Genomic DNA, 21519 nt, shown 5'->3' on the forward strand with positions numbered 1-21519 from the left:
AAGCCCGCAGTGATCGAAGAAACCTGGTCGCACGGCGAAGGCATGGCGATCGGGAAAATTGCCTCTCTGCACCCATTGCGTCAAGGTACGTTTTACCTGCATTTCGGTTTCATTTCGCGGCGTACCGTCGTCGCCGCCCAATCCTCCGCATAACGCTCAGTCCCGCGCCGCGAAAAGCCCGCTGCTTGCGGTTTCGGCGCGTTGTCTCACCTTCCTCCGGCACACCGCTACGTGCGAGAATCGCGCTACATCAATTGCGTGGTGATCGTTAGCCATCCATCGTATCGGGCACCGCTTTTGCAACAGCGGCCCGCACGAATACGACCCGCCGTGTCGAGGAGATCGCGTTGAAACAGCCGGACCGCTTCATGTCGGACGCACCGCCCGCCGGCGTCGCCGCGCCGTCCTTTCTTGCCGGAGGCGGCGAGCTGGGGGCGCTGATCCGCGCCTACGACTGGACGCAGACAGCACTCGGCGCACCCGACACCTGGCCACAAGGCCTGAAGATCGCGATCCGCATCATGCTCACCTCGCGTCAGCCGATCTGGATCGGCTGGGGCGACGAGCTGCTCTATTTTTACAACGACCCGTACAAGTCGATCATCGGCGGGAAGCATCCGGTCGCGCTCGGTCAACCGACCCGCGTCGTGTGGCGGGAAATCTGGTCCGACATCGAGCCGCTTCTCGATACGGCGCTGGCGGGCGCCGAGGGTACTTTCGTCGAACAGAAGCTGCTCATCATGGAGCGCAACGGCTTTCCTGAGGAGACGTATTACACCTTCTCGTACAGCCCGATTCCCGCCGAGGATGGCGAACCGGGCGGCATCATCTGCGCCAATAGCGACGACACGGCGCAGGTGGTCGGCGAACGGCAACTGGCGCTGCTGAAGGAACTGGCGGCGGCCAGTCCGGACGGCCGCGATTGGCGCGAAGCATGCGAACTCAGCGCGCGCGCGTTGCGAGCGAATCCGCAAGACCTGCCCTTCGCCTTGCTCTATGCAGCCGAACCCGGCAGCGACACGGTCACGCTGGTCGGCTCGTGCGGCATCGAGCCGGGCCATCCAGCGGCGCCGCAGACAATGCGCGTCGGCGAATCACTCTGGCCGATCGCCGACGTCCTCCAGATCCAGGCGCCGCAGACCGTGCGCGACTTGACGCAGCGTTTCGGCACCGCGTTGCCGAGTGGTCCGTGGCATCTCGCGCCGGAGCAGGCAGTCATCCTGCCGGTGTCGGCCGGCGAGTCGACGCAAACAGTCTTGCTGATTGCCGGCCTGAATCCTTGCCGTCTTGTCGACGACGCTTACCGCAGCTTTCTGAACCTGGTCGCCGGCCAGATCGGCGCGGCGATCGGCTACGCGCAGGCATATGAAGAAGAGCGGCGGCGCGCGGAAGCGCTGGCCGAAGTCGACCGCGCGAAGACCACGTTCTTCTCCAATATCAGCCACGAATTCCGCACGCCGTTGACGCTGATGCTCGGCCCGCTCGAAGAACTGCTCGCCAGGCCGCAGCCGGCCGCGAGCGGTGATAACGCGCAGACACGCAGCGATATCGACGACCGCGCGCTGATCGAGATCACGCATCGCAACGGTTTGCGCCTGCTGAAGCTCGTCAACGCGTTGCTGGATTTCTCGCGGATCGAGGCGGGGCGCATCGAGATTCACACGCAGCCCACCGACATCGCTTCCTTCACGGCCGAGCTTGCGTCGCTGTTCCAGTCCGCGATCGAGGCGGCCGGCCTGCGCCTCGAAGTCGACGTTCCGGCTACGCCCGTGATCGTGCAGATCGACCGCGAGATGTGGGAAAAGGTCGTGGTGAACCTGCTGTCGAACGCGTACAAGTTCACGTTCTTCGGCACGATCCGGGTCGCGGTTCGCACTGACGAAGGCGGCGGCGTCGAGGTCAGCGTCACGGATAGCGGCATCGGCGTCGCGGAAGAAGAAGTGCCGCGTCTTTTCGAGCGCTTTCATCGCGTGGCGGGCGCACCGGGCCGCTCTGTGGAAGGCAGCGGCATCGGGCTCGCGATGGTGCAGGAACTGGTGAAGCTGCACGGCGGCACGGTGCGGGTGGACAGTGTGCTCGGCGAAGGTGCGTGCTTTACCGTTTCGCTGCCGCGCGGCGCTGTGTTGTCCCAAGCCGAGGGCGAAGCCGTGCATGCGTCCATGAGCAGGCACGCACGCATGTATGTCGATGCCGCGTTGCGCTGGAGTCCGGAGAACGAAATACTCGATGCCCCGTCGGCCGGCGCAGCGCAGGCCAGTGAAACGTCGGAGGCAGCGCCGGCCGCCGCCGCGCGGCTGCTGGTCGTCGACGACAATGCGGATCTGCGTGAGTACATGAGCCGCATCTTGCGGGCGGCGGGCCACGACGTGCGGCTCGCCACCGACGGCCAGGCGGCGCTCGAAGCCGCGCGCGCGGAACCGCCCGATCTGGTGCTCTCCGACGTGATGATGCCGCGCCTCGACGGCTTCGGCCTGCTGCGCGCACTGCGCGCCGATCCGGATTTGCGCGACACGCCCGTGCTGATGCTGTCGGCCCGCGCGGGTGAGGAAGCGCGCGTCGACGGTATCGAACACGGTGCCGACGACTATCTGACCAAGCCCTTTTCCGCGCGCGAACTGCTGGCCCGCGTGTCGGGCAACCTGCAACTCGCGCGCTTGCGTCGCGAGACCGAAATGAAGCTGCGCGAGGAATCGCGCACGCTGGAGATTCTCAATCGTGTCGGCTCGACGGTCGCGGCCGAACTCGACCTGAGCCGCGCGGTGCAGATCGTCACCGACGCGGCCACCGAACTGACCGGCGCCGCGTTCGGCTCGTTCTTCTACAACGTGCTCGACCAGAAGGGCGGCAGTTACATGCTTTACACGCTGTCCGGCGTGCCGAAGGAGGCGTTCGAGCAGTTTCCCATGCCGCGCAACACGGCGGTGTTCGCGCCCACGTTTCAGGGCGAAGGCATCGTCCGCGTCGACGACATCACGCAGGATCCGCGCTATGGCCACAACGCGCCGCATCGCGGCATGCCGGAGGGTCATCTGAAGGTGCGCAGCTATCTGGCGGCGCCGGTGCAGTCGCGCAGCGGCGAAGTGGTCGGCGGCCTGTTCTTCGGCCACCCGGAGCCGGGCGTGTTCACTGAGCGCGCCGAGCGGATCGTGGCCGGCATCGCCGCGCAGGCGGCGATTGCCATCGACAACGCGCGCTTGTATCAGGCGGCGCAAACCGAAATCGCCGAGCGCACCAAGGCGCAAAGCGCGTTGCGCGATCTGAACGAAACGCTGGAGCGCCGCGTGATCGAAACGGTGGCGGACCGCGATCGTTTATGGGAGTTGAGCGAGGATCTGCTGGTGGTGGCCGATATCGAAGGCCGCTTGCAGCGCGTGAGTCCATCGTGGAGCACGGCGCTTGGTCACGACGTGCACTGGCTGATGTCGCGTTCCTATGTCGATCTGGTTCACCCGGACGATGTCGAGACTGTCCGCACGCATCTTGCTGAACTGCGCAGAACGGGCGCGCCGGTGCGTTACGAAAACCGCTTCAAGCGGATCGACGGCACATGGCGCTGGGTCGCGTGGACGCTCGCGCTCGATCCGGACACCGCGCGCATTCACGGCGTGGGCCGCGACGTCACCGCCGATAAGGAAACCACCGAAGCGCTGCGGCACGCCGAAGAAGCGCTGCGCATGGCGCAAAAGATGGAAGCGATCGGCAAGCTCACGGGCGGCGTCGCGCACGACTTCAACAACCTGCTGCAAGTGATCGGCGGCAATCTGCAACTGCTGGCGAAAGACGTCGCCGGTTCGGAGAAGCCCGAGCAGCGTGTGCGCAATGCACTGGCGGGCGTCGCGCGCGGTGCGAACCTCGCCTCGCAACTGCTCGCGTTCGGGCGGCGTCAGCCGCTCGCGCCGAAGGTCGTCAATCTCGGCCGCTTCGTGCGCGGTCTCGACGACATGCTGAGGCGCGCGCTCGGCGACGGCGTCGAAATCGAAACGATCGTGTCGGGCGGCTTGTGGAATACGCTGGTCGATCCGTTCCAGGTCGAGAACGCGCTGCTGAATCTGGCGATCAACGCGCGCGACGCCATGAACGGCCACGGCAAGCTCACGATCGAAGCCGGTAACGCCGCGCTCGACGACGCCTACGCCAAACGCAACGCGGAGGTTACGCCGGGCCAGTACGTGATGCTGGCGGTTACCGACACGGGCCTCGGCATGTCGCCGGAAGTGCGCGAGCGCGTGTTCGAACCGTTCTTCACGACCAAGCCCGAAGGCCAGGGCACGGGTCTCGGCTTGAGCATGGTGTATGGCTTCGTCAAGCAGTCCGGCGGCCATGTGAAGATCTACAGCGAAGAGGGCCACGGCACCACGATCCGCATCTATCTGCCGCGGGTGCGCCAGGAAGAAGACCTCGAAACGAATATCGAAGCCGGTCCCGCCAAGGGCGGCACGGAAACGATTCTCGCGGTCGAGGACGACGAGGAAGTGCGCACGACCGTGGTCGAAATGCTCTCCGATCTCGGCTACCGCGTGCTGAAAGCGAAAGACGCGCAAAGCGCACTGGCGATCGTCGAAAGCGGCGTGCCGATCGACATGCTGTTTACCGATGTGGTGATGCCCGGCCCATTGCGCAGCACCGAACTCGCCCGCAAGGCGCGCGAGCGGTTGCCGTCGATCGCGGTGCTGTTCACGTCGGGCTACACGGATAACGCGATCGTGCATTCAGGGCGGCTCGATGAAGGCATCGAATTGCTCAGCAAGCCTTATACGCACGAAGCGTTGGCGCGCAAAGTGCGCTACGTGCTGCAAGCGCAGAATCCGCGGCCGGCGGAAATCGCCGAGGCCCAGCAGCATCTTCTGGAGATCGATCCGCCCATGATGCCGGATAGCGCCGATAGTTTCGTCACTCAGACGCGACCGCGGATTCTGCTGGTGGAAGACGACGAGCTGATTCGTGTGAGCACGGCAGAATTGCTGCGCACGTTCGAATTCGACATTCTGGAAGCCGAAGGCGAGCCTGACGCCAAGCGGATTCTCAGCGAACACACGATCAGCGTGATGCTGACCGACGTGGGGCTGGCGGGCAAGTCGGGTATCGATCTCGCGCTCGACGTGTGTCGCGAGCGGCCTGACCTGCGCGTGATCTTTCTGACCGGCTACGACCTCGTGCTGACGCCGGCGCAGCGCGCAGCTTTGCCGCACGCGATCCTGCTGCGCAAGCCCTACGATCTGCTCGATCTCATCGATGCGCTGAAAACGCCACTGCGCTAAACCGCGCTGCGCGCGGCCGGCATTGCCGGCGCGCCAGCGCGAAAGTACGTGCTCGCGCTAGAATTCCCAGAGACCGCCACAACTGCTGGTGCCACCGGAATTCGCCGATGACCACTCCCGCCAACGACGTCGACGCCGCACTCGTTACGCGGCGCTCGATTCGCGCCTTTCTGCCCACGCCGGTGCTGCGCGCCGATATCGAAGCCATTCTCGAAGCCGCCAGCCGCGCGCCGTCGGGCACCAATACGCAGCCGTGGAAGGTCTGCGTCGTGACGGGCGAGTCGCTGGCGCGTCTCTCGCAGGCCTTGCTCGACGCTTACGACCACCCGCAACGCGACGCGCTGTACCAGGAAGAGTATCCGTACTATCCGAATCGGTGGGTGTCGCCGTACATCGACCGGCGCCGCAAGATCGGCTGGGATCTGTATGGCTTGCTTGGCATCGAAAAGGGCGACAAGGCGCGCATGCACGAGCAGCATGCACGGAACTATCGCTTCTTCGGCGCGCCGGTGGGCTTGTTCTTCACGATCGACCGGGTGATGGAGCGCGGCAGCTGGCTCGACTACGGCATGTTCCTGCAGGCAATCATGACGGCCGCGCGCGGGCGGGGTCTCGATACGTGTCCGCAGGCCGCGTTCACGCCGTTTCATCGGGTGATTGCGGAGCAGCTCGGTTTGTCGCCTGAAGAGCAACTGGTGTGCGGCATGTCGCTCGGTTTCGCCGACGAAAACGCTTTGGTCAACACGTTACGCAGCGAGCGCGAACCCGTTGAACGGTTCACGCGATTTCTCGATTGACGGCGCTTGATCGCGATCGAGGCAAGTCCCCACTTTCCATCGGACCCATATGAAAACATCGCGTCGCCATTTTCTGCTGCTCGGTGTGAGCGCGGGCTCAGCGCTCATGCTCACGCGCGCCGCCTTCGCCGACACCGCGAACAGACTCAGCGAATCCGATCCGAAGGCGCAAGCCGTCGGCTACAAAGAGGACGCGTCCAAGGTCGACAAAGCGAAGTTTCCGGGCTACGCCGCCGGACAAAGCTGTGCCAACTGCTCGCTGTTCCAGGGCAAAGCCAACGACGCATACGGCGGGTGCACGCTGTTCGGCGACAAGCAGGTCGCGGCGCTCGGCTGGTGCAGTTCGTACTCGAATATGTGAACGGCAAGAGGCGGCGCGCGATCCGGTTCGCCGCCCGCCGCATTCACAGCAGTCAATTCAACGCGCTCAGCACCAGTTCGTGCGAATGGCCGATCCATACGGCGGCGTCGCGATGATCGCGTAACGCATCGCCCGTATTGGGGTGCAGGAAGATATCCAGCGCGCCGTGATTCAGAGTGAGCCAGCCGACCACGTCGGCGAACTGAGCCTGCGTGAACGCGAGCTGATACGACCACATGGGATGCGGTCCAACCGGGCGTTCGTGAAAGCGGCCCAGTTGCAGTGCGTCGCCCCAGCGTGCGTCGATCTGCTCGCGGAAAGTCCATGCGGCGTCGCGGCTGCCCGCGTCGAAATACACGTGGGCGTGCCAACTCGTGATGGCGGAGGTGTCGCGAAAGGTCATAACCGGTCCGGTGCGTGTCAGTCTTTATCCGACATTCATTCTGCTTCAATTTCCGCCGACGCGCGCGGCGCGCGCCTCATGTGAAACTGTCTCTCATCTTCGCCGACGATCTCGAAGCCGAGGCGCTCGTACAGGCGCTGTGCGGGATTGCCTTTGAGCACCTTGAGGGTGACCGGCAACGCGTCGGCCTGCGCGGCGCGCAACACCGTGTGCAGCGCGCGTTCGCCGATACCGCGCCGCTGCAGCGCCGGCGCGATCTGCAATTGCACGACGACCCACTCGGTGTCGGTGCGATACGCTTTAAGCAAACCGGCGGGCGCGCCGTCGATGCAAATCACGCGCGCTGTGTCATACCGATGCAGCAGACGCGCGCGATGCTCGGTGTCGTCGGACGGCTCGCCGACGCGCACGAGATGCTCCGTCATGGTCGCCTTGCGCAGCTCGAATAGAAAGGCCTCGTCTGAATTCAGTGCGGGGCGCAGGGTGAAGACAGGTTCCTTAACGGACATGTTGGTAACGTTTCCGGCGAGCCGGCGGCCAGTAAGAATGGTCGTGAATTGTCGCGCCGGCAGCGCTTTTTTACCACGCAGCTATGTTTGCGCCTCTCGAGTTCGCTATTCCCCGGTCACGCGGACGCCGTCGTCGCGGCGTCCGCGCTGCGACGGATTCGTGCGGTGCCGCGTGCGTCGTTTCAGGCGCGGTCGGCGTTTGCGGCTTACTGGCGGCACGTTGCCGGCTGTTCGCGTCGCGCTCGCCACGGTTCGTGCGACGCGTTTGGCGTCCGTTGGCATGCGCTTTGCTTTTGCCTCACTCGCGAATTGCTGGCGCGTGCGGGTTCGAACGTCGAACCGCCGAGGAACGACGCCAACTGGCATGACAACGAAAATGCTGAATACGAAACCACATACGGTCACGCACGGCGTCGACGCCGACGCGATCACGCTCGTCTTTTATCCCGATACCGGCTGTCTGCGCTTTGCCGATGCGCGCGGTATGTGTCACGAGCTTCGGCCGCCGCATTCCTGGTTCGCGCTGTCGTCCGCGTCGCGAGGCGCGTGGCGCGGCACGCAAGCCATGACCGAGGGGTTGAATGCGTTGCTGCACGAGTTCCGCGCGAAACGTCCGCGCTGGCCGGGCGCGCCCGCTTCAGTCCATTCGACGGTGGTCGAACGCACAGTGAACGCCGCCGTGGAGCGATAGCGTTCATTGATCGGTCGAAAGAACTCGACGCGTGTTTCGCATCTGTATTCAGATTTTTTCGGTGTCGTTCGTTCAACACGGCGAGCGGTTTAACGAACTTTGCGAGGTGGGCCATGGAGATTATCGAGTTTGAACCAAGCGTCTCGGCGGACGGACGCGCGGTGATTTTCCAGCTTTCGACGCGAGGCCGGGACCTCGAATGCGCCGTTACGCGTGAGGCCCTGGAACAGCATTTCTGGTTGCAACGCGACGCCGGCGAGGAACGCGTGCTGAAGACGTTCGCTGACGGCCGCAAACGCATCACGGCCGTGGCGGAAAGAAAACTGCTGGCGCGTCCGGGCGAAAAAGTGCTGCTGACGATCAGCGATTTCGCCGCGCGCGGTTGACGGGATCACGCCGCGCGTCTTGCAGGCCCACATGCTCAAAGAAGATCAGCCAGCGACGGTGACGGCGGCAGTGCCGTCGCTCGCGTCATTGCGGTTCCGATCGACGCGTTTTTCGGCTGTGCGGTCAAGTTCGTCGACAAAGAGCCCGCTCAGTCGATAACCGCATATTCCGCTGTCGCAGCGTGTGCTGCGCGGCGCTCACCTCTGACGAAACCGGCCTGTTACAGCGATTCGCCAAACTGGCCTGCCAAATCCCTTCGCTTCGCCCAATTGCATTCGCACTCGCCGGAATACACTGTTTTCCATGGAGCGACAAATCACCGAGCCCCATCGACGCGGTCTTCCCCCCGCGTTGTTTTGAACCGTACCGTTGATGGCAGTTTGCCGCGCTTGTCGAGCGCGGCAGGGCAGTAAAGCAGTAGGTAGTAGAAGCAATGCAAAAAGCGCGCGATCCATGTAGTTTGCGCGTGAATCAGCAGGGGGTTGCAGTCAGGCGATGTTGAAGGCGAAGGACCCGGCTGTAATTGCAGTGAGCAGTTCCGAAACGAATGTTTTTTGCAGCAGCAGTATCGGCAGCACGGTTTTATTTGTCGTGGTAGTTCAAGCAGCACGGTTTTAGCAGATGCAGTTCAAGTAACAACAGCTTTGCGAGTTTGCGGTGGGTATAGGTCGGCGAGCATCCACGCGCGAGTACGACTGTTCCATCCTGTCAGACCCTGTTCCCTCGCGGGAACAGGGTTTTTTTTCGTCGTGACACGCCACGCGACTTGCAATTGGCAAGTTCGAACCGATATTTCAACGTTGCGCTGCGCGCCACGCTTTTGGCGGAATCGAGCAACCGGCCGGTGGCGTAGTGTGAGATGCTGCATACGAATAGACTTGAAGTCGTTTAAGTCTGTCTTAATAGTTGCTTGCCATGATGGCTTCACAGACTCACATCAGGGCCTGTCAAGCCGCCGGCGTATCGGCGGTGTTTGCCACCGGAGCAGAAGAATTCGGTGGCGAAGCCGAGAGTTAGAGAAGGAGGTTGAACCGATATGTCCAATAAATCGCGAGTCCGCAAGCACAACCAGTCGGCGATGTCCCCGTTGTTGCGCGCGCTGACCTATAGCCGCACCGCTCATGAGCCGGTTACGTCGGCGATGCTGTTGCAGTGCTATACCGCCCTCGACGCATTCCGGCACGGCCACGGCTCGCGGAATCTGCATATGACGTTGAGCCGGCATTTGCTGGTGTCGCAAGAACTTGCGCGCCTTGGCCTCGGCGAAGACGTTCTGTCCGACATCGAGAGCGCACATGCCGCGATGGTTCAGCTCGATATGCGCGAACACGACGAAGGCGCGTGGGCACTGCAAGACGGCGAATACGCCCGCTTGTGCACGGCGTTGGCGATTCTCGACGGACAACTGTCCGTGGCATCGCTGAGCGAGATCGCGAGCGCGGAAGCGCGAATGATCGAAGGGTTGATGAGGTCCGCGCAGGTGCAGGCGATTGCTGAAGCTACGGTGTAAGCCGCCGCACGCGTTTCTCCTTTCTCATACGCGCAAATGAAACGCCAACGCCCCACGGGGCGTTTTTTTATTCTGTCGTGTCGAGAGACCAAGGCAAGGCGCTAATCGTTATGCCGTCGAAATGCTTCAATGTAGCGTTATCGCGCTGCCCAATAGAAATTTCCCAATGACGTGCGGAATTTACGAGTCTCCGTAAGACGCCCAATTGCCGCGGCATCGGCGCCGGATCAGGTTTGCCGGAGGCTTTCATGCTTGTTAGACTGCCTCTCGCCAGCCCACCGCACGCGCGTTTTGCGTTCATACGCCTCCGGGGCGTTCACATCCGCGGCGCGATCAAAATCGGAGACGCCATGTCTTATATGCTGCTCATTGTCGAGCCCCCGAATCAACGGATTGAACGCGGTGAAGCCGCGGGCCGCGAAGTCTACGATCAGATGGTCCGCTTCGCCTCCGATCTGAAAGAACGCGGCAAACTGGTCGCCGTCGAATCGCTCACCTCCTTGAACGACGCCGTGCGCGTGCAGGTGCGCGACGGTCAGCCGAAACTGCTCGACGGCCCGTTCGCCGAAGCCAAGGAAATGGTCGGCGGGTTCTTCCTCCTCAATTGCGAAACGCGTGAAGAAGCCTTGGCGATTGCCCAAGCCTGCCCGGCCGCAACGTGGTGCACGGTCGAAGTCCGCAAGCTCGGACCTTGTTTCCTCTAGCCGATTCGCGCATCGACAGCATGTGGTCTTGGGGTTTTCCCTGGCGGATCGGCAAAGGTGTCGATCCGGCCGCGTGTTGCTCGTCGTGTGAGTAAGAAGCCAGCCACGGGCGCGGCTCTTCCTCTCACAACGATAAGGAGTCACGGCGATGCGATTCATGATCCTCGTCAAAGCCACCGTTGCCAGCGAAGCCGGCGAGATGCCGGAAGCGTCCCTGATGGCCGCGATGGGCGCGTACCACGAAGAACTGGCCAAAGCCGGCGTGCTGCTCGACGCCACCGGCCTGCAACCGAGTTCGAAAGGCTGGCGCGTTCGCTACAGCGGCGGCAAGCGCTCGGTGGTCGACGGGCCGTTTCCAGAAACCACGGAACTGATTGCCGGCTACACGCTGATCCAGGTTCGCTCGCGTGAGGAAGCCATGGAATGGGCGCGGCGCTTTCCGGCGCCCTCCGGCGAGCAGGCGGACGGCGAAATCGAAGTGCGTCAATTGTTCGAATTCGACGACTTCGAAGCCGGCCCGGAGTCGGACCGGCTCCGCGAACTGGAAGCCGGCAAGCGCTGAAGCTCAAACGCAAAGCGCGCGCCGCGCCGGCTTTATCGAAGGGATTCATCATGCTCACGGCGCTACGGCTTTCGCATCGAGCGACGCAAGGCACGCATGGAGATCGTCGATGCGGCGCGCCCTGTCCACAACGATCATTGGATTCCGTCATGCATAAGCAGATCTACGTCAATCTCGCGGTCGATAATCTCGAACGGTCGAAAGCCTTCTTCAGCGCGATTGGTTTGAGCTTCGAACCGCAATTCACGAACGAACAGGCGGCCTGTCTGATTCTCGGCGATAACATCTACGCGATGCTGCTGGTCAAGGGCCTGTTCAAGTCGTTCACTCGCAAGTCGCTGTGCGATCCGAAGGAGAGCACGGAAGCGCTGGTGGGGTTGTCGTGCGAAAGCCGGGCGGAGGTGGATGCGCTGGTTGCCAAGGCGCTCGCCGCCGGCGGCACCGTACCGCGCGCGCCGCAGGACTACGGCTTCATGTATGGGCACGGCTTCGAGGATATCGACGGCCACATCTGGGAGCTCATCTACATGGACCCGAATGCCAGGGCGAGGGGCTGAAGCCGTGACCACGGCGGCCACTCACCGTGCCATCGAGGCAGTCTGGCGGATCGAGTCCGCCAAGGTCATCGCCCACGTCGCGCGGATCGTGCGCGACGTCGGGCTCGCCGAGGAATTGGCGCAGGACGCGCTGGTGGCCGCGCTCGAACATTGGCCCGACGCGGGCGTGCCCGACAACCCGGGAGCATGGCTGATGGCGACCGCAAAGAACCGTGCGCTCGACCGCTTGCGGCAGGAAGCGCTGCATGCCCGCAAGCGTCAGGAGCTGGGCCACGATCTCGACGCGCTGGAGGCGCACCTCGTGCCCGATTTCGTCGATGCCCTCGATGCCGCCCGCGCCGACGATATCGGCGACGACCTGCTGCGGCTCGTGTTCACCGCGTGCCACCCGGTGTTGTCGACCGACGCGCGCGTCGCGCTTACCCTGCGTCTGCTCGGCGGCCTCACCACGGACGAAATCGCGCGCGCGTTTCTGGTGCCGGAGCCGACCGTCGCGCAGCGTATCGTGCGGGCCAAGCGCACGCTCTCGGCGGCCAAGGTGCCGTTCGAGGTGCCGCAGGCCGACGCACGGGCGCCGCGGCTCGCCTCGGTGCTGCAGGTCATCTATCTGATTTTCAACGAAGGCTATTCGGCCACGGCCGGCGACGACTGGATGCGTCCGGCGCTCTGCGAGGAAGCGCTGCGGCTCGGCCGCGTGCTGAGCGGTCTGGTGCCCGACGAAAGCGAAGTGCACGGCCTCGTCGCGCTCATGGAGATTCAGGCCTCGCGCACGCATGCGCGCACGGATGCGCAAGGGCGCCCGGTGCTGCTGCTCGATCAGGATCGCAGCCGCTGGGATCCGCTGCTGATCCGTCGCGGGCTGGCCGCGCTCAACAGCGCGCATGCGCTAGGCGGCGCGAGCGGCCCATATGCGCTGCAGGCGGCGCTCGCCGCATGTCACGCCCGTGCGCGTCGGGCGAGCGATACCGACTGGGTGCAGATTGTCGCGTTGTATGACGCGCTTGCGCAGGTGGCGCCGTCGCCGGTGGTCGAGTTGAACCGCGCGGTGGCGGTCGGCATGGCGTTCGGTCCGGCGGCCGGCCTGGAGATCGTCGATGCGCTAGCGAGTGACGCCGCGCTGGCGAACTATCACTGGCTGCCGAGCGTGCGCGGCGATCTGCTGGCGAAGTTGGGACGTGTGGAAGAAGCGCGTGCCGAATTCGAACGCGCCGCCGGGATGACGCGCAATGCGCGCGAGCGCGAGTTGTTGCTCGAACGCGCACACGGTATCGCGCATTGAGCCTTGCCACGTATCGCTCCGACGTACGCCCTCGTGTCAGACGGCGCATGCCCGCAGCAGATAAAACTCGCGCGGGCCATGCTCTTGCGGCGGATCGCTGAGCGGTTCGAGGTAGCGCGTAATGCCGATCCGATCGAATCCCGCAGCCAGGCACGCGGCTTCGAGTGCCGCTGCGTCATGCACGGTGAAACCGTACTCGGCAAATGGCATTTCGATTGCCGCCTCTGGTGTGATGGCCGCGATGACCAGCGTGCCCTCCACACGTAACACGCGGCGAATTTCCTTGAGGCCGGCCGGCAGGTCTGGCCAGAAATACGTGCTGTTGCTCGTCACCGCTTTGTCAAACGAGGCGGCGGAGAACGGCATGGCAACGACGTCGGCGGTTTCGAGCCTGACCCGGCCGTCGCGCACAAAAGCCGCGTTGCGGCTGCGAGCGGCGGCGATCATGGTCGGCGATATATCGATGCCGGTGAAGCGCAGTCTCTCGGCTTGATCGAGCACGAAGGCGATGTGGCCGCCGTTGCCGAGGCCGACTTCGAGCACTCGCTCGTTCGTGTGCAGGTCGAGCAGATCGAATGACGTCATGATGACGGCGTGATTCGATCGCTCCAACATAGCGCCGACCGCTACGCCGATCTTGCCCGCAGGACAGCTGAGCTGCGCCAAAAGAATGCTTTCCTCGAGATCGGCTGTCACGTCGCCTGACGGACCAGTTGTTTCTCTCACAGCGGGACCTCCATGACAGGTCGCGCCGCTTGCAATGTTCGCCGCAGACGCGCGTATGGTACGTCCTCCTCAATTTATGTCATGAAGCCACGCCGTGGGTATCTCTTTAATACCCATGCGCGACCGCAACGAAGTTCGGGCCGGGAATCACCACGCCGGCCACCTATACAGAGAAAACGCCTGGAACCGCGGATCCATCAACCACGCCGTACTCTTCATTCGCGCGGCGCGGCGCACTATCGCCGCACGGCGCTTCACCCATCAAGCCGAGAAAAGCGCCAACGCGCCGGTGATCACGCCCGCGCCCGCCACCACGAACGAGAGATTGCGCAGCCATTTCTTGCGCGTCAGCAAAGTGATCGCGCACAGGGCGATCGCCACCTGAATCAGCGTGGTGGCTTGTGCCCAGCGATGATGGCCATGCAGCAACGCTTCGCTATGCGTGTCGTTATCGACGACTTCCTTTTCGAGCGCTTCCGCCTTCGCGCGGATCGGCTCTTTCTGCTGCTTGTATTTGTCGACGTCGGCGAGGAATTTCGCATGCGCGTCCGTGTTGCCGGCGGACAGCGCCGCGCCGAGGTCGGCGAGATTTTCCTTCTCGCCCTTCGCCTGGTAGTAGTTCCACTGGTTCGACGCTTCGGTCTTTTTGATCGCGGCTTCGTTCTTGTAGTACAGCGCGAGATTTTCGCTGTTGCCACTCTGGTACGCGCACAGCGCGCCGATCGTCGCGAGAATGGCGGTGATCACGGCCATGCGGCTCGCAAACGGATCCGCGTCGTGATGACCGGCATGTTCCACGGCATGGTCGTGCGGACCATGCACTTCATATTCTTCAGGCATCTGATTCTCCGAGGCAAAGCTTTTCCTGTCACCCGCGGGCGACGTACGGGCCCGTCGGGCTCAATCTTAGCGTGTGACGCAGGGTGGCGGAAAAGGCGCCTTTGAGAAGCGGGGCCGCGTCGGCGTTTTATTCGACGACTCCACGCGATTCAGCCCGAGAGAAGCGCGCCGGCAAAGATGCGTGTCAATGCATGCTCGACGCCGGCCTGGTCCGCACCAACGGAATCATATGTTCGCCGCCTGGCATGCCGCGCAGCCCGACCCGCGCGACGGTCGGCGGCGCGGGCGACTTCGCGTCCATCACGCTGTAGAGGCGGCCGAACAGCACGCCGGCAGGCAGCGAGATCAAATGCGCTTTCGTGACTGTTGTATCCAGATGAGAGGCGGGCTGCCACATCCGCCGGCCGCAATGGCGATTACATGGTGATGACGACCCGGCCGCGTGTGCCGGCGGCCACGGCCTCGTAGGCTTCGCGAGCGCGTTCGAGCGGGAACGTCTGCGCGATGGCCGGCCCGGTCAGCTTGCCGGTTTCGAAGCCCTCCACCAGCGCCGTCATCAACGGCGCCGATTCCGCGACGCCGAGCTTCGCGCTGTCCACTCCCAGCAATTGCGTCTCGTTGTGATAGAAGTCGATCAGATCGAATTCGACGCGGCGCTTGCCCGTGCCGCTGATTTCGAGCACGCGGCCACGACGTTTGACGAGGCTCAACGCGGTCTCGAATGCCACACCGCCGACTGTGTCGTACACCACGTTCGCACCCGCGCCGTCGGTGAGCGCTCTCAAGCGGTCCGTGACGTTTTCATCGAACGGCACGTAGTCATCGATCAGGCGGCCCGCCGGCGTGTCCGCGTCGAGCGGATGACGGTCGACGGCGATCACGCGGGCGCCGCGCGCCTTGGCGATCTGTACCACCGCGCCGCCCACGCCGCCACCCGCGCCGATCACGGCGATAGTTTCACCCGCTTGCAGATGCGCGTACTCGACTGTGCCGAGCCAGGCGACCACGAAGTTCACGCCGATCGCGGAGGCTTCCGCGTGGCTCAGCGTTTTGGGTTTGCGTGCGAGTGCCGCGAGCGGCACCTTGATGAACTCGGCGTGAGTGCCATCGCGCGTGAAGCCGATGTCGCCGCCGGTGCCCCACACTTCAGCACCGAGCCAGGCCTGCGGGCCGTCCACCACCACGCCGCTAAAGTCGCGGCCCGGCGTGCGCGGCAGCACCGTGTGTTCGAAATGCCCGGAGACGTTCTTGACGTCGCTCGGATTCACCGATGCCGCCTTGATCTGCACGACGACGTTGTTGGCATCGGCTTGCGGGGTCGGCAGATCGACGTAGTCGAGCACTTCAGGGCCGCCAAAAGATTTGAACTGGATGGCTTTCATCGTATGTCGCTCCAATTGGATTCCGGGCTGCGTTGCGCAGTAGATTAAACGTTGGTCTGGGTGACCGGCACCCAGGCGTTGAGACAAAGACTGTAGAAAATCGGAGCGCATATTGCGGCGCGAGCGAACGAACGGGCGGGCGGACTTCGGGCACGGCGGCTCGGTTCAGGCTTCGCGCATTGCCGGCGAAGGTCGCGGACCGGGGCCATTCGTTCGCGAAGCATAGCGCGAGGCGCGAGTCTGTGCAGCTTGCGTGCCGGTCCGCCGTTCGGGATTCGCCTGGATGCGCTCAGGTGCGATGGCCCATCAACAACAGCAGCAGCGAAAGGGTCACGATCGAGCCCACGGTCGACAGCAAGATCGTCCGCGAGGTGATGTGCGCTTCACGTTCGTAGAACTCGGCGAGCATGAACGGGCCGGTGCCGGTAGGCAACGCGGCGAGGATGACCGCCATTTCGACCAGCGTGGACGAGAGTCCGAACACGCGCGCCGCCAGCCACCAGGTCAGCGCCGGCTGCACGAGCAGCTTGATGCCCGTCAGCAGCCAGGAGATGCCTCGTGCGCCAGCGTCGGATGGGCGCTTTTCGGCGAGAAACAGGCCGAGGCTCACCAGCGCGCACGGACTCGCCGCGCCGCCCAGCAGTTTCAGGAAGGTCTCCGCGCTGGCCGGCAACGCGACATGGAGGCTGGCAAACAGCACCCCCGCAATCGGCGACACGATCAGCGGATTGCGCGCGAGAGAGCGCAGCACTTTCAAACCCAGCTTATGCGGCGTGCGCTCGGTCTGCAGACCCACTTCGATCAGCACGATTGCAACCGCGAACAGCACGCAGGCGACGAGGATCGTGGCGATCGTGGTCGGCGTCAGGCTCGCCGAGCCGAACGCGATCATGCCGAGCGGGAAGCCGATGTAGCCGGTATTCGGATAGGAAGCCGCGATCGCATCGACGCTCGCATCGGCGAGATGCCGGCCGGTCATCAACCGCATCGCCAGAATCAGCCCGAACACGCTGACGCACGCAATCGAAAATGTGGCGACGAACGCCGGTTGATAGAGCTGCTGCCACGTGGCGTGCGCCATGATGTCGAACAGCAGCGCCGGCAACGCCAGCCAGACCACGAAGCGATTCAGCTCCGACGCCGAGTTGGGTCCGAGCACGTTGCGCCGGCGGCAGGCGAAACCCGCGAAAATCAGGCCGAAGACGGGAAGCAGGATTTCGAGGGTGGCTAACATCGACGCGCAAAGGTGGGGGGAGGAATGGCGATTCGCCAGCGTAGTGGTTAGCGGCGATACAATCAAATCCTGTTTTCATCCGCGGGCTCGCGCGCGGCGTCTGACGATCGCGCAACTGGCCGGTGAGCCGTTCGTGCTCGCGTCCGAAGAAGTCGCGCCGACATTGCGCGCGACGATGCTCGAGCATTGCCGCTCGGGCGGCTTCGAACCCGACATACATTTAGAAGTGCAGTTGCAACAGACGGTGCTAAGTCTGGTCGACGAAGGGGTAGGCGTGGCGTTGGTACCGGCTTCCATGTGCCGCGCGCAACTCGCGGGCGTCGTGTTCCGGCCGCTGGTCGATGCGCCGCTGATCGAGCAGGTGTTGGCGTGGTCGCCGGCGAATCGCAATCCGAGTCTGGCGCGCTTTCTCGAACTGGCGTGAGGGCCGGGCTTATGAACTGGCGAGGTGGTTTGTCTTTGCCGGCTCCACGGTGTCGTCCGGATAACGCAGCGCATCTCGCTTGATGAGCCGGCGGCACCAGAAGGTCCAGGCCGTCAGACCGGCATAGACGCCGTACCTCAGCACGTTGGAGGCGATGACCGAGCGCGGATCGTCGGGCCATTGCCAGACGATCAGACTGCGCAAGATATTCTCGCCCGTCATGCCGATGCCCCACACGAGCGTCATCAAGCGGATGTAAGCGACGAGCGAGGGACGTTCGCGCCAATGCCTTTCGAAGCTCTCGACGCTGCGATGATCCTCACGCGACATGGTCGAGCGGGCGAGGTAAAACACCAGCGGCTTGGGCAGCGCGAGCGACAGCAGGAACGACACGCCGATCATGCCGGAGACCATCGGATCTGCGATCTCGCGCATTCGCTTATTGCCGCCAAAGCCGATGCTGAGTGCCAGCAGCGAGAGCACGATGCCGACCAGCACTTGCGCGCTGAGCGCATCGAAATGGCGATAGCGCAAAAGGTCCCAATTCATCCACGCAATCAGCGGCAGCGCCGACGCGGCCAGCGCGCCAAGCTGGCCCCAGTGCGGGAACGCAAGCCGGTAGGCGAGCACGGGCAAGGCGACGTTCACGATCAGCGCGGTGAGGTAGCGCAGGCGGAGTTTCATCGACGGTGCGGTGGTGAGCGTGGCAAGGATGTACGGGCATACCCGGCGAGTGTAGGGCGAAGTCTGTTCGCATGCCATAGCTTTGCGGCCTGCGTGCGTGGCGGGATTTTTTCCACGTCCCTGGCGCGCAAAAAATCTGCGATCATCGAGCCGCTGATTGCCGAGCCACTCCATCCACTATCCGCTCCTACGCAATGTCGCTTGCTCCCCCGCTCCTCACCACCCCCCGCCTCATCCTGCGGCCCCACACGCGCGACGATTTCCTCGAAAGTTACGCGATGTGGTCCGATCCCGAAGTGATCCGCTATATCGGCGGCAAGCCCTTTACGCGCGAAGAAGTCTGGGCGCGTCTGCTGCGCTACGCCGGACATTGGGCGATGCTGAACTATGGCTATTGGGTCGTGCGGGAGAAGGAGAGCGGCCGGTTTCTCGGCGAAGTCGGCTTTGCCGACTACCATCGCGAGATCGAGCCGTCATTGATGGTACCCGAAGTCGGCTGGGCGCTGGACCCGGCCGTGCATGGCCGCGGCTACGCGACCGAAGCCGTGCGCGCCGCGCTGGAGTGGGCCGACCAGCAGTGGCCGGATGGCGAGACAGCCTGCATCATCGCGCCGGAGAATCTGCCGTCGCTGCGCGTTGCTCATAAGTGCGGGTATCGTGAGCAACTTCGCACCACGTACAAAGGCAAGCCGACCATCGTGCTGCGTCGGCCGGCCCACACGGTTTGAGCCGGCGCGCCGCGGTTGCCGACTATCTCAAGCGAGCGTTGTATGCGGGCCGGCTCGACGCTCGGCTCACTGCGCGTCGCGGCTCGCCGTTGCCCGCTGGCGTGCGATCAGATCCACCAGCCGTTCGACCTGCTGCCCTTGCGCGTCGAAATTGCCGGTATCGAGCCATCGCGTATAACTCGGACGCAGCGTGGGCCATTCACTGTCGATGATCGAAAACCACGCAGTGTCGCGATTGCGTTCGCGATACACGATCGCCTGGCGGAAGATTCCCTCGAACGTGAAGCCGTAGCGCAACGCCGCCGCGCGTGACGGCTCGTTCAACGAATCGCACTTCCATTCGAAGCGCCGATAGCCGAGTTTGTCGAACACCTGCGTCATCAGCAGAAACATCGCTTCGGTGGCGACGCGCGTGCGCTTCAGGCGCGGCGAATACGTGACGTGGCCGACTTCGATCACGCCGTTGGCGCGGTCGATCCGCATCAGCGCCAGCGTGCCGACCGCCTTGCCGGTCGCCAGGTCGATCACCGCGTGGTGCAGCGGATCGGCGGACGCGGCGGCGCGCGTCAGATGCTCGCGATAGGCGGCGAGGCTCTCGAACGGACCGACGCTCAGATAGGTCCAGTCGCGGCCGTCTGTGGCCGAGCTGTACGCGTCGTAAAGGTCCGCGGCGTGACGTTCCACGTCCACCGGTTCGATCCGGCAATAGCGGCCTGCCAGCGGCTCGCGGCCAGGAGCCTGGGCGCCGTTCCAACCCGGCACGGGGGCGCCGATCGGCTGGTCGAATGCGTTGCGTCTGGATTCCATATCGTTGATCCCATGCAGGAAGGTTGAAGGTTGCTGTCGGTTACGAATGATCGTCGATGATGAAGTACGATACGGCAAACGTGGTATGTTAAAAAGATCCACGTCAACGTCATTTGATAGGTCCAGCCGCGATGATCGAGATCATTGGCCCGCTTACCCGTCCGGCTGCGTCGGTGGCCGCCGGTGGCCGCGCAAAACCCGAGCCGCTGCAAAAACAATTGCTCGAGCGCCTGCAGCAGGCGATTCTCGCGGGCCGTCTGCCGGCGGGATCGCTGCTGCCGTCATCGCGCCTGCTCGCGGCGGAAATGGGCGTGTCGCGCAACACGGTGGTGATCGCGTACGAGCATCTGGCCGCAGTGGGTTATGTGGTCGCCGACAAGAAGGGCACGCGCGTGAGCCCGCTCTCCAGCCCGTCCGCACGCGGTGAGCCGCCCTCGCAGCCGGCCGCGAGGGATGTGGCCTACGCGGCCCGCGTCGGGCAGTTCGCGGCCACGCGCACCCACGCCGACAACACCTTGCCTCTGACACCCGGCACGCCCGCCCTAGACCGTTTCCCGTTGGCCGCGTGGCGGCGCGCGCTCGAACGCTCCATGGAGCGCGCGTTGCCCCTCGCGCTCGGCTACGGCACGCCTGCTGGCGAGCCGGCGTTGCGCGACGCCATCGCCGCACATTTGCGCATGGCGCGCGGCGTGCGCTGCGAAGGCTCGCAGGTGGTGATCACGGAGGGCGCGCAGGAGGCGCTGAACCTGTGCGTTCGCCTTTTCACCAATCCGGGCGATGTCGCGTGGGTCGAGGACCCCGGCTATCGCGGCGCGAAGGCCGCGTTCAATCTGGGCGACCTGACCACGCTGCCGATGCCCGTCGACGCGGAAGGCATGGCGGTGCCATCCGACGCATGGCGCACGCAGCCGCCGAAGCTGATCTACACGTCGCCTGCGCATCAATATCCGACCGGGTCGGTGCTGTCCGTGGCGCGTCGTCTGGAGCTGATCGCCCAGGCGCGCCGCAGCGGCGCGTGGCTGGTCGAAGACGATTACGACGGCGAGTTCCGCCACACCGGCGAGCCGATCGCCAGTATGCAAGGGCTGGTCGAGGACGCGCCGGTGTTGTACGTCGGCTCGTTCAGCAAAACGATGTTCCCCGCGCTGCGCATCGGCTTCGTGGTGCTGCCGCGCCCGATCGCCGCGCACACCGCCATCGCGGTGCAGGAGATGCTGCGTGGCGGGCATCGGCTCGAACAACTGGCGCTCGCGCATTTCATCGAAAGCGGCGAGTTCGGGCGGCATCTCGGGCGCATGCGGCGTCTGTACCGCGAGCGCCAGCAGGCGTTGCGCGACGCGCTGACCACGCATTTCGCACCGTCGCAGATTCTCGGCGGCAATTGCGGCATGCATCTGACGCTGCGTTTGCCGCCGCGCATCGACGATCGGACGCTCGCCGAACGTGCGCTCGCCCAAGGGCTCAATCCGCGCGCGCTGTCCGGTTTCGCGTTACAGCCGCGCGCCGAAACGAATGGGCTCGTGATCGGTTACGGCAGTACGCCGGCCGAACGACTGGCGCCCGCAATCCGTGTGCTGGCCGGGCTCGCGGCCGAGTTGGACGGCAAGCCGAAGCGTCGTCCGGCGCCCGCGTCCGCCGCGAAGACGCGCGCGTAACTTTTTGGGTTTGTCCGCGTG

The 21519-nt window shown here is 64.1% G+C and carries 22 protein-coding genes and 2 pseudogenes; 14 read left to right on the forward strand and 10 right to left on the reverse strand.

The window, feature by feature from the left end; genetic code table 11:
• Positions 1 to 9 precede the first annotated feature (9 nt).
• The 4 genes from B0G80_RS46255 to B0G80_RS38380 all read left to right on the forward strand — a co-directional run bounded on the left by B0G80_RS46255 (position 10) and on the right by B0G80_RS38380 (position 6416).
• Positions 10 to 153 (forward strand): hypothetical protein, encoded by a 144-nt coding sequence (locus B0G80_RS46255; RefSeq protein WP_181920160.1) that lies wholly within the window; start codon positions 10 to 12, stop codon positions 151 to 153.
• A 215-nt stretch (positions 154 to 368) separates the two neighbouring features.
• A complete protein-coding gene (locus tag B0G80_RS38370) occupies positions 369 to 5258 on the forward strand; it encodes a response regulator (RefSeq protein ID WP_116123890.1) in 4890 nt (1629 codons plus the stop codon).
• A gap of 107 nt (positions 5259 to 5365) precedes the next feature.
• A complete protein-coding gene (locus tag B0G80_RS38375) occupies positions 5366 to 6055 on the forward strand; it encodes a nitroreductase (protein WP_116122840.1) in 690 nt (229 codons plus the stop codon).
• A 49-nt stretch (positions 6056 to 6104) separates the two neighbouring features.
• Positions 6105 to 6416, forward strand: coding sequence for a high-potential iron-sulfur protein (locus tag B0G80_RS38380; protein WP_116122841.1), 312 nt, complete (start codon positions 6105 to 6107; stop codon positions 6414 to 6416).
• A 52-nt stretch (positions 6417 to 6468) separates the two neighbouring features.
• On the opposite strand, the gene B0G80_RS38385 is transcribed toward B0G80_RS38380, so the two are convergent.
• The gene (locus B0G80_RS38385) at positions 6469 to 6819 is read right to left on the reverse strand and encodes a DOPA 4,5-dioxygenase family protein (protein ID WP_116122842.1); all 351 of its coding nucleotides are present in this window, start codon (positions 6817 to 6819) and stop codon (positions 6469 to 6471) included.
• A gap of 35 nt (positions 6820 to 6854) precedes the next feature.
• Entirely contained in the window at positions 6855 to 7328 is a 474-nt protein-coding gene (locus tag B0G80_RS38390; RefSeq protein ID WP_116122843.1) for an N-acetyltransferase, read from the reverse strand.
• A 376-nt stretch (positions 7329 to 7704) separates the two neighbouring features.
• On the opposite strand from B0G80_RS38390, the gene B0G80_RS38395 reads away from it, so the two are divergent.
• The 7 genes from B0G80_RS38395 (at position 7705) to B0G80_RS38425 (ending at position 13018) form a co-directional block, all read left to right on the forward strand.
• The gene (locus B0G80_RS38395; RefSeq protein ID WP_147309976.1) at positions 7705 to 8019 is read left to right on the forward strand and encodes a hypothetical protein; all 315 of its coding nucleotides are present in this window, start codon (positions 7705 to 7707) and stop codon (positions 8017 to 8019) included.
• A gap of 113 nt (positions 8020 to 8132) precedes the next feature.
• Positions 8133 to 8405 carry a DUF1488 domain-containing protein gene (locus B0G80_RS38400; RefSeq protein ID WP_106279033.1) on the forward strand — a complete coding sequence of 91 codons (273 nt, stop codon included), beginning with the start codon at positions 8133 to 8135 and terminating at the stop codon, positions 8403 to 8405.
• A gap of 1037 nt (positions 8406 to 9442) precedes the next feature.
• Entirely contained in the window at positions 9443 to 9916 is a 474-nt protein-coding gene (locus B0G80_RS38405; protein WP_116122845.1) for a hypothetical protein, read from the forward strand.
• Between the two features lie 350 nt (positions 9917 to 10266).
• Positions 10267 to 10620, forward strand: coding sequence for a YciI family protein (locus B0G80_RS38410; protein WP_116123891.1), 354 nt, complete (start codon positions 10267 to 10269; stop codon positions 10618 to 10620).
• A gap of 148 nt (positions 10621 to 10768) precedes the next feature.
• Entirely contained in the window at positions 10769 to 11182 is a 414-nt protein-coding gene (locus B0G80_RS38415) for a YciI family protein (RefSeq protein WP_116122846.1), read from the forward strand.
• 149 nt (positions 11183 to 11331) lie between these two features.
• Positions 11332 to 11739: a VOC family protein gene (locus B0G80_RS38420; protein ID WP_116122847.1), complete on the forward strand. Its 408-nt coding sequence runs from the start codon at positions 11332 to 11334 to the stop codon at positions 11737 to 11739.
• Positions 11740 to 11743: 4 nt separating this feature from the next.
• Entirely contained in the window at positions 11744 to 13018 is a 1275-nt protein-coding gene (locus tag B0G80_RS38425; protein WP_116122848.1) for an RNA polymerase sigma factor, read from the forward strand.
• Between the two features lie 36 nt (positions 13019 to 13054).
• Here B0G80_RS38425 and B0G80_RS38430 read toward each other — a convergent pair whose 3' ends face one another.
• The 6 genes and pseudogenes from B0G80_RS38430 to B0G80_RS38455 all read right to left on the reverse strand — a co-directional run bounded on the left by B0G80_RS38430 (position 13055) and on the right by B0G80_RS38455 (position 17200).
• A complete protein-coding gene (locus B0G80_RS38430) occupies positions 13055 to 13744 on the reverse strand; it encodes a class I SAM-dependent methyltransferase (protein WP_116122849.1) in 690 nt (229 codons plus the stop codon).
• 115 nt (positions 13745 to 13859) lie between these two features.
• Positions 13860 to 13949, reverse strand: a pseudogene (locus tag B0G80_RS47905) (LysE family translocator); the annotation flags it as partial.
• A 56-nt stretch (positions 13950 to 14005) separates the two neighbouring features.
• Positions 14006 to 14584 carry a DUF4337 domain-containing protein gene (locus B0G80_RS38440; RefSeq protein WP_116122850.1) on the reverse strand — a complete coding sequence of 193 codons (579 nt, stop codon included), beginning with the start codon at positions 14582 to 14584 and terminating at the stop codon, positions 14006 to 14008.
• A 184-nt stretch (positions 14585 to 14768) separates the two neighbouring features.
• Positions 14769 to 14981, reverse strand: a complete 213-nt coding sequence (locus tag B0G80_RS38445) for a DUF1427 family protein (protein ID WP_116122851.1) — start codon at positions 14979 to 14981, stop codon at positions 14769 to 14771.
• Positions 14982 to 15000: 19 nt separating this feature from the next.
• Positions 15001 to 15966, reverse strand: a complete 966-nt coding sequence (locus B0G80_RS38450; protein WP_116122852.1) for a zinc-binding alcohol dehydrogenase family protein — start codon at positions 15964 to 15966, stop codon at positions 15001 to 15003.
• A 289-nt stretch (positions 15967 to 16255) separates the two neighbouring features.
• Positions 16256 to 17200 carry an AEC family transporter gene (locus B0G80_RS38455; RefSeq protein ID WP_116122853.1) on the reverse strand — a complete coding sequence of 315 codons (945 nt, stop codon included), beginning with the start codon at positions 17198 to 17200 and terminating at the stop codon, positions 16256 to 16258.
• A 76-nt stretch (positions 17201 to 17276) separates the two neighbouring features.
• Between B0G80_RS38455 and B0G80_RS38460 the strand changes: the two are divergent.
• Positions 17277 to 17624: pseudogene (locus tag B0G80_RS38460) on the forward strand (LysR family substrate-binding domain-containing protein); the annotation flags it as partial.
• A gap of 9 nt (positions 17625 to 17633) precedes the next feature.
• On the opposite strand, the gene B0G80_RS38465 reads toward B0G80_RS38460, so the two are convergent.
• Positions 17634 to 18308: a VC0807 family protein gene (locus B0G80_RS38465; RefSeq protein ID WP_116123892.1), complete on the reverse strand. Its 675-nt coding sequence runs from the start codon at positions 18306 to 18308 to the stop codon at positions 17634 to 17636.
• Between the two features lie 194 nt (positions 18309 to 18502).
• Between B0G80_RS38465 and B0G80_RS38470 the strand changes: the two genes are divergently transcribed.
• On the forward strand, positions 18503 to 19036 hold the full coding sequence (locus tag B0G80_RS38470; RefSeq protein ID WP_116122854.1) for a GNAT family N-acetyltransferase: 534 nt from the start codon (positions 18503 to 18505) through the stop codon (positions 19034 to 19036).
• A gap of 66 nt (positions 19037 to 19102) precedes the next feature.
• Here the strand turns inward: B0G80_RS38470 and B0G80_RS38475 are convergent, their stop codons facing one another.
• Positions 19103 to 19843 (reverse strand): GNAT family N-acetyltransferase, encoded by a 741-nt coding sequence (locus B0G80_RS38475; RefSeq protein WP_116122855.1) that lies wholly within the window; start codon positions 19841 to 19843, stop codon positions 19103 to 19105.
• Between the two features lie 131 nt (positions 19844 to 19974).
• Here B0G80_RS38475 and B0G80_RS38480 point away from each other — a divergent pair, with 131 nt between their 5' ends.
• Positions 19975 to 21498 carry a PLP-dependent aminotransferase family protein gene (locus B0G80_RS38480; protein ID WP_116122856.1) on the forward strand — a complete coding sequence of 508 codons (1524 nt, stop codon included), beginning with the start codon at positions 19975 to 19977 and terminating at the stop codon, positions 21496 to 21498.
• The last annotated feature ends 21 nt before the right edge of the window (positions 21499 to 21519 follow it).

Origin of the sequence: Paraburkholderia sp. BL6669N2, from assembly GCF_003387275.1 — a bacterium.
In the GTDB taxonomy this organism is placed as follows: Bacteria; Pseudomonadota; Gammaproteobacteria; order Burkholderiales; family Burkholderiaceae; genus Paraburkholderia.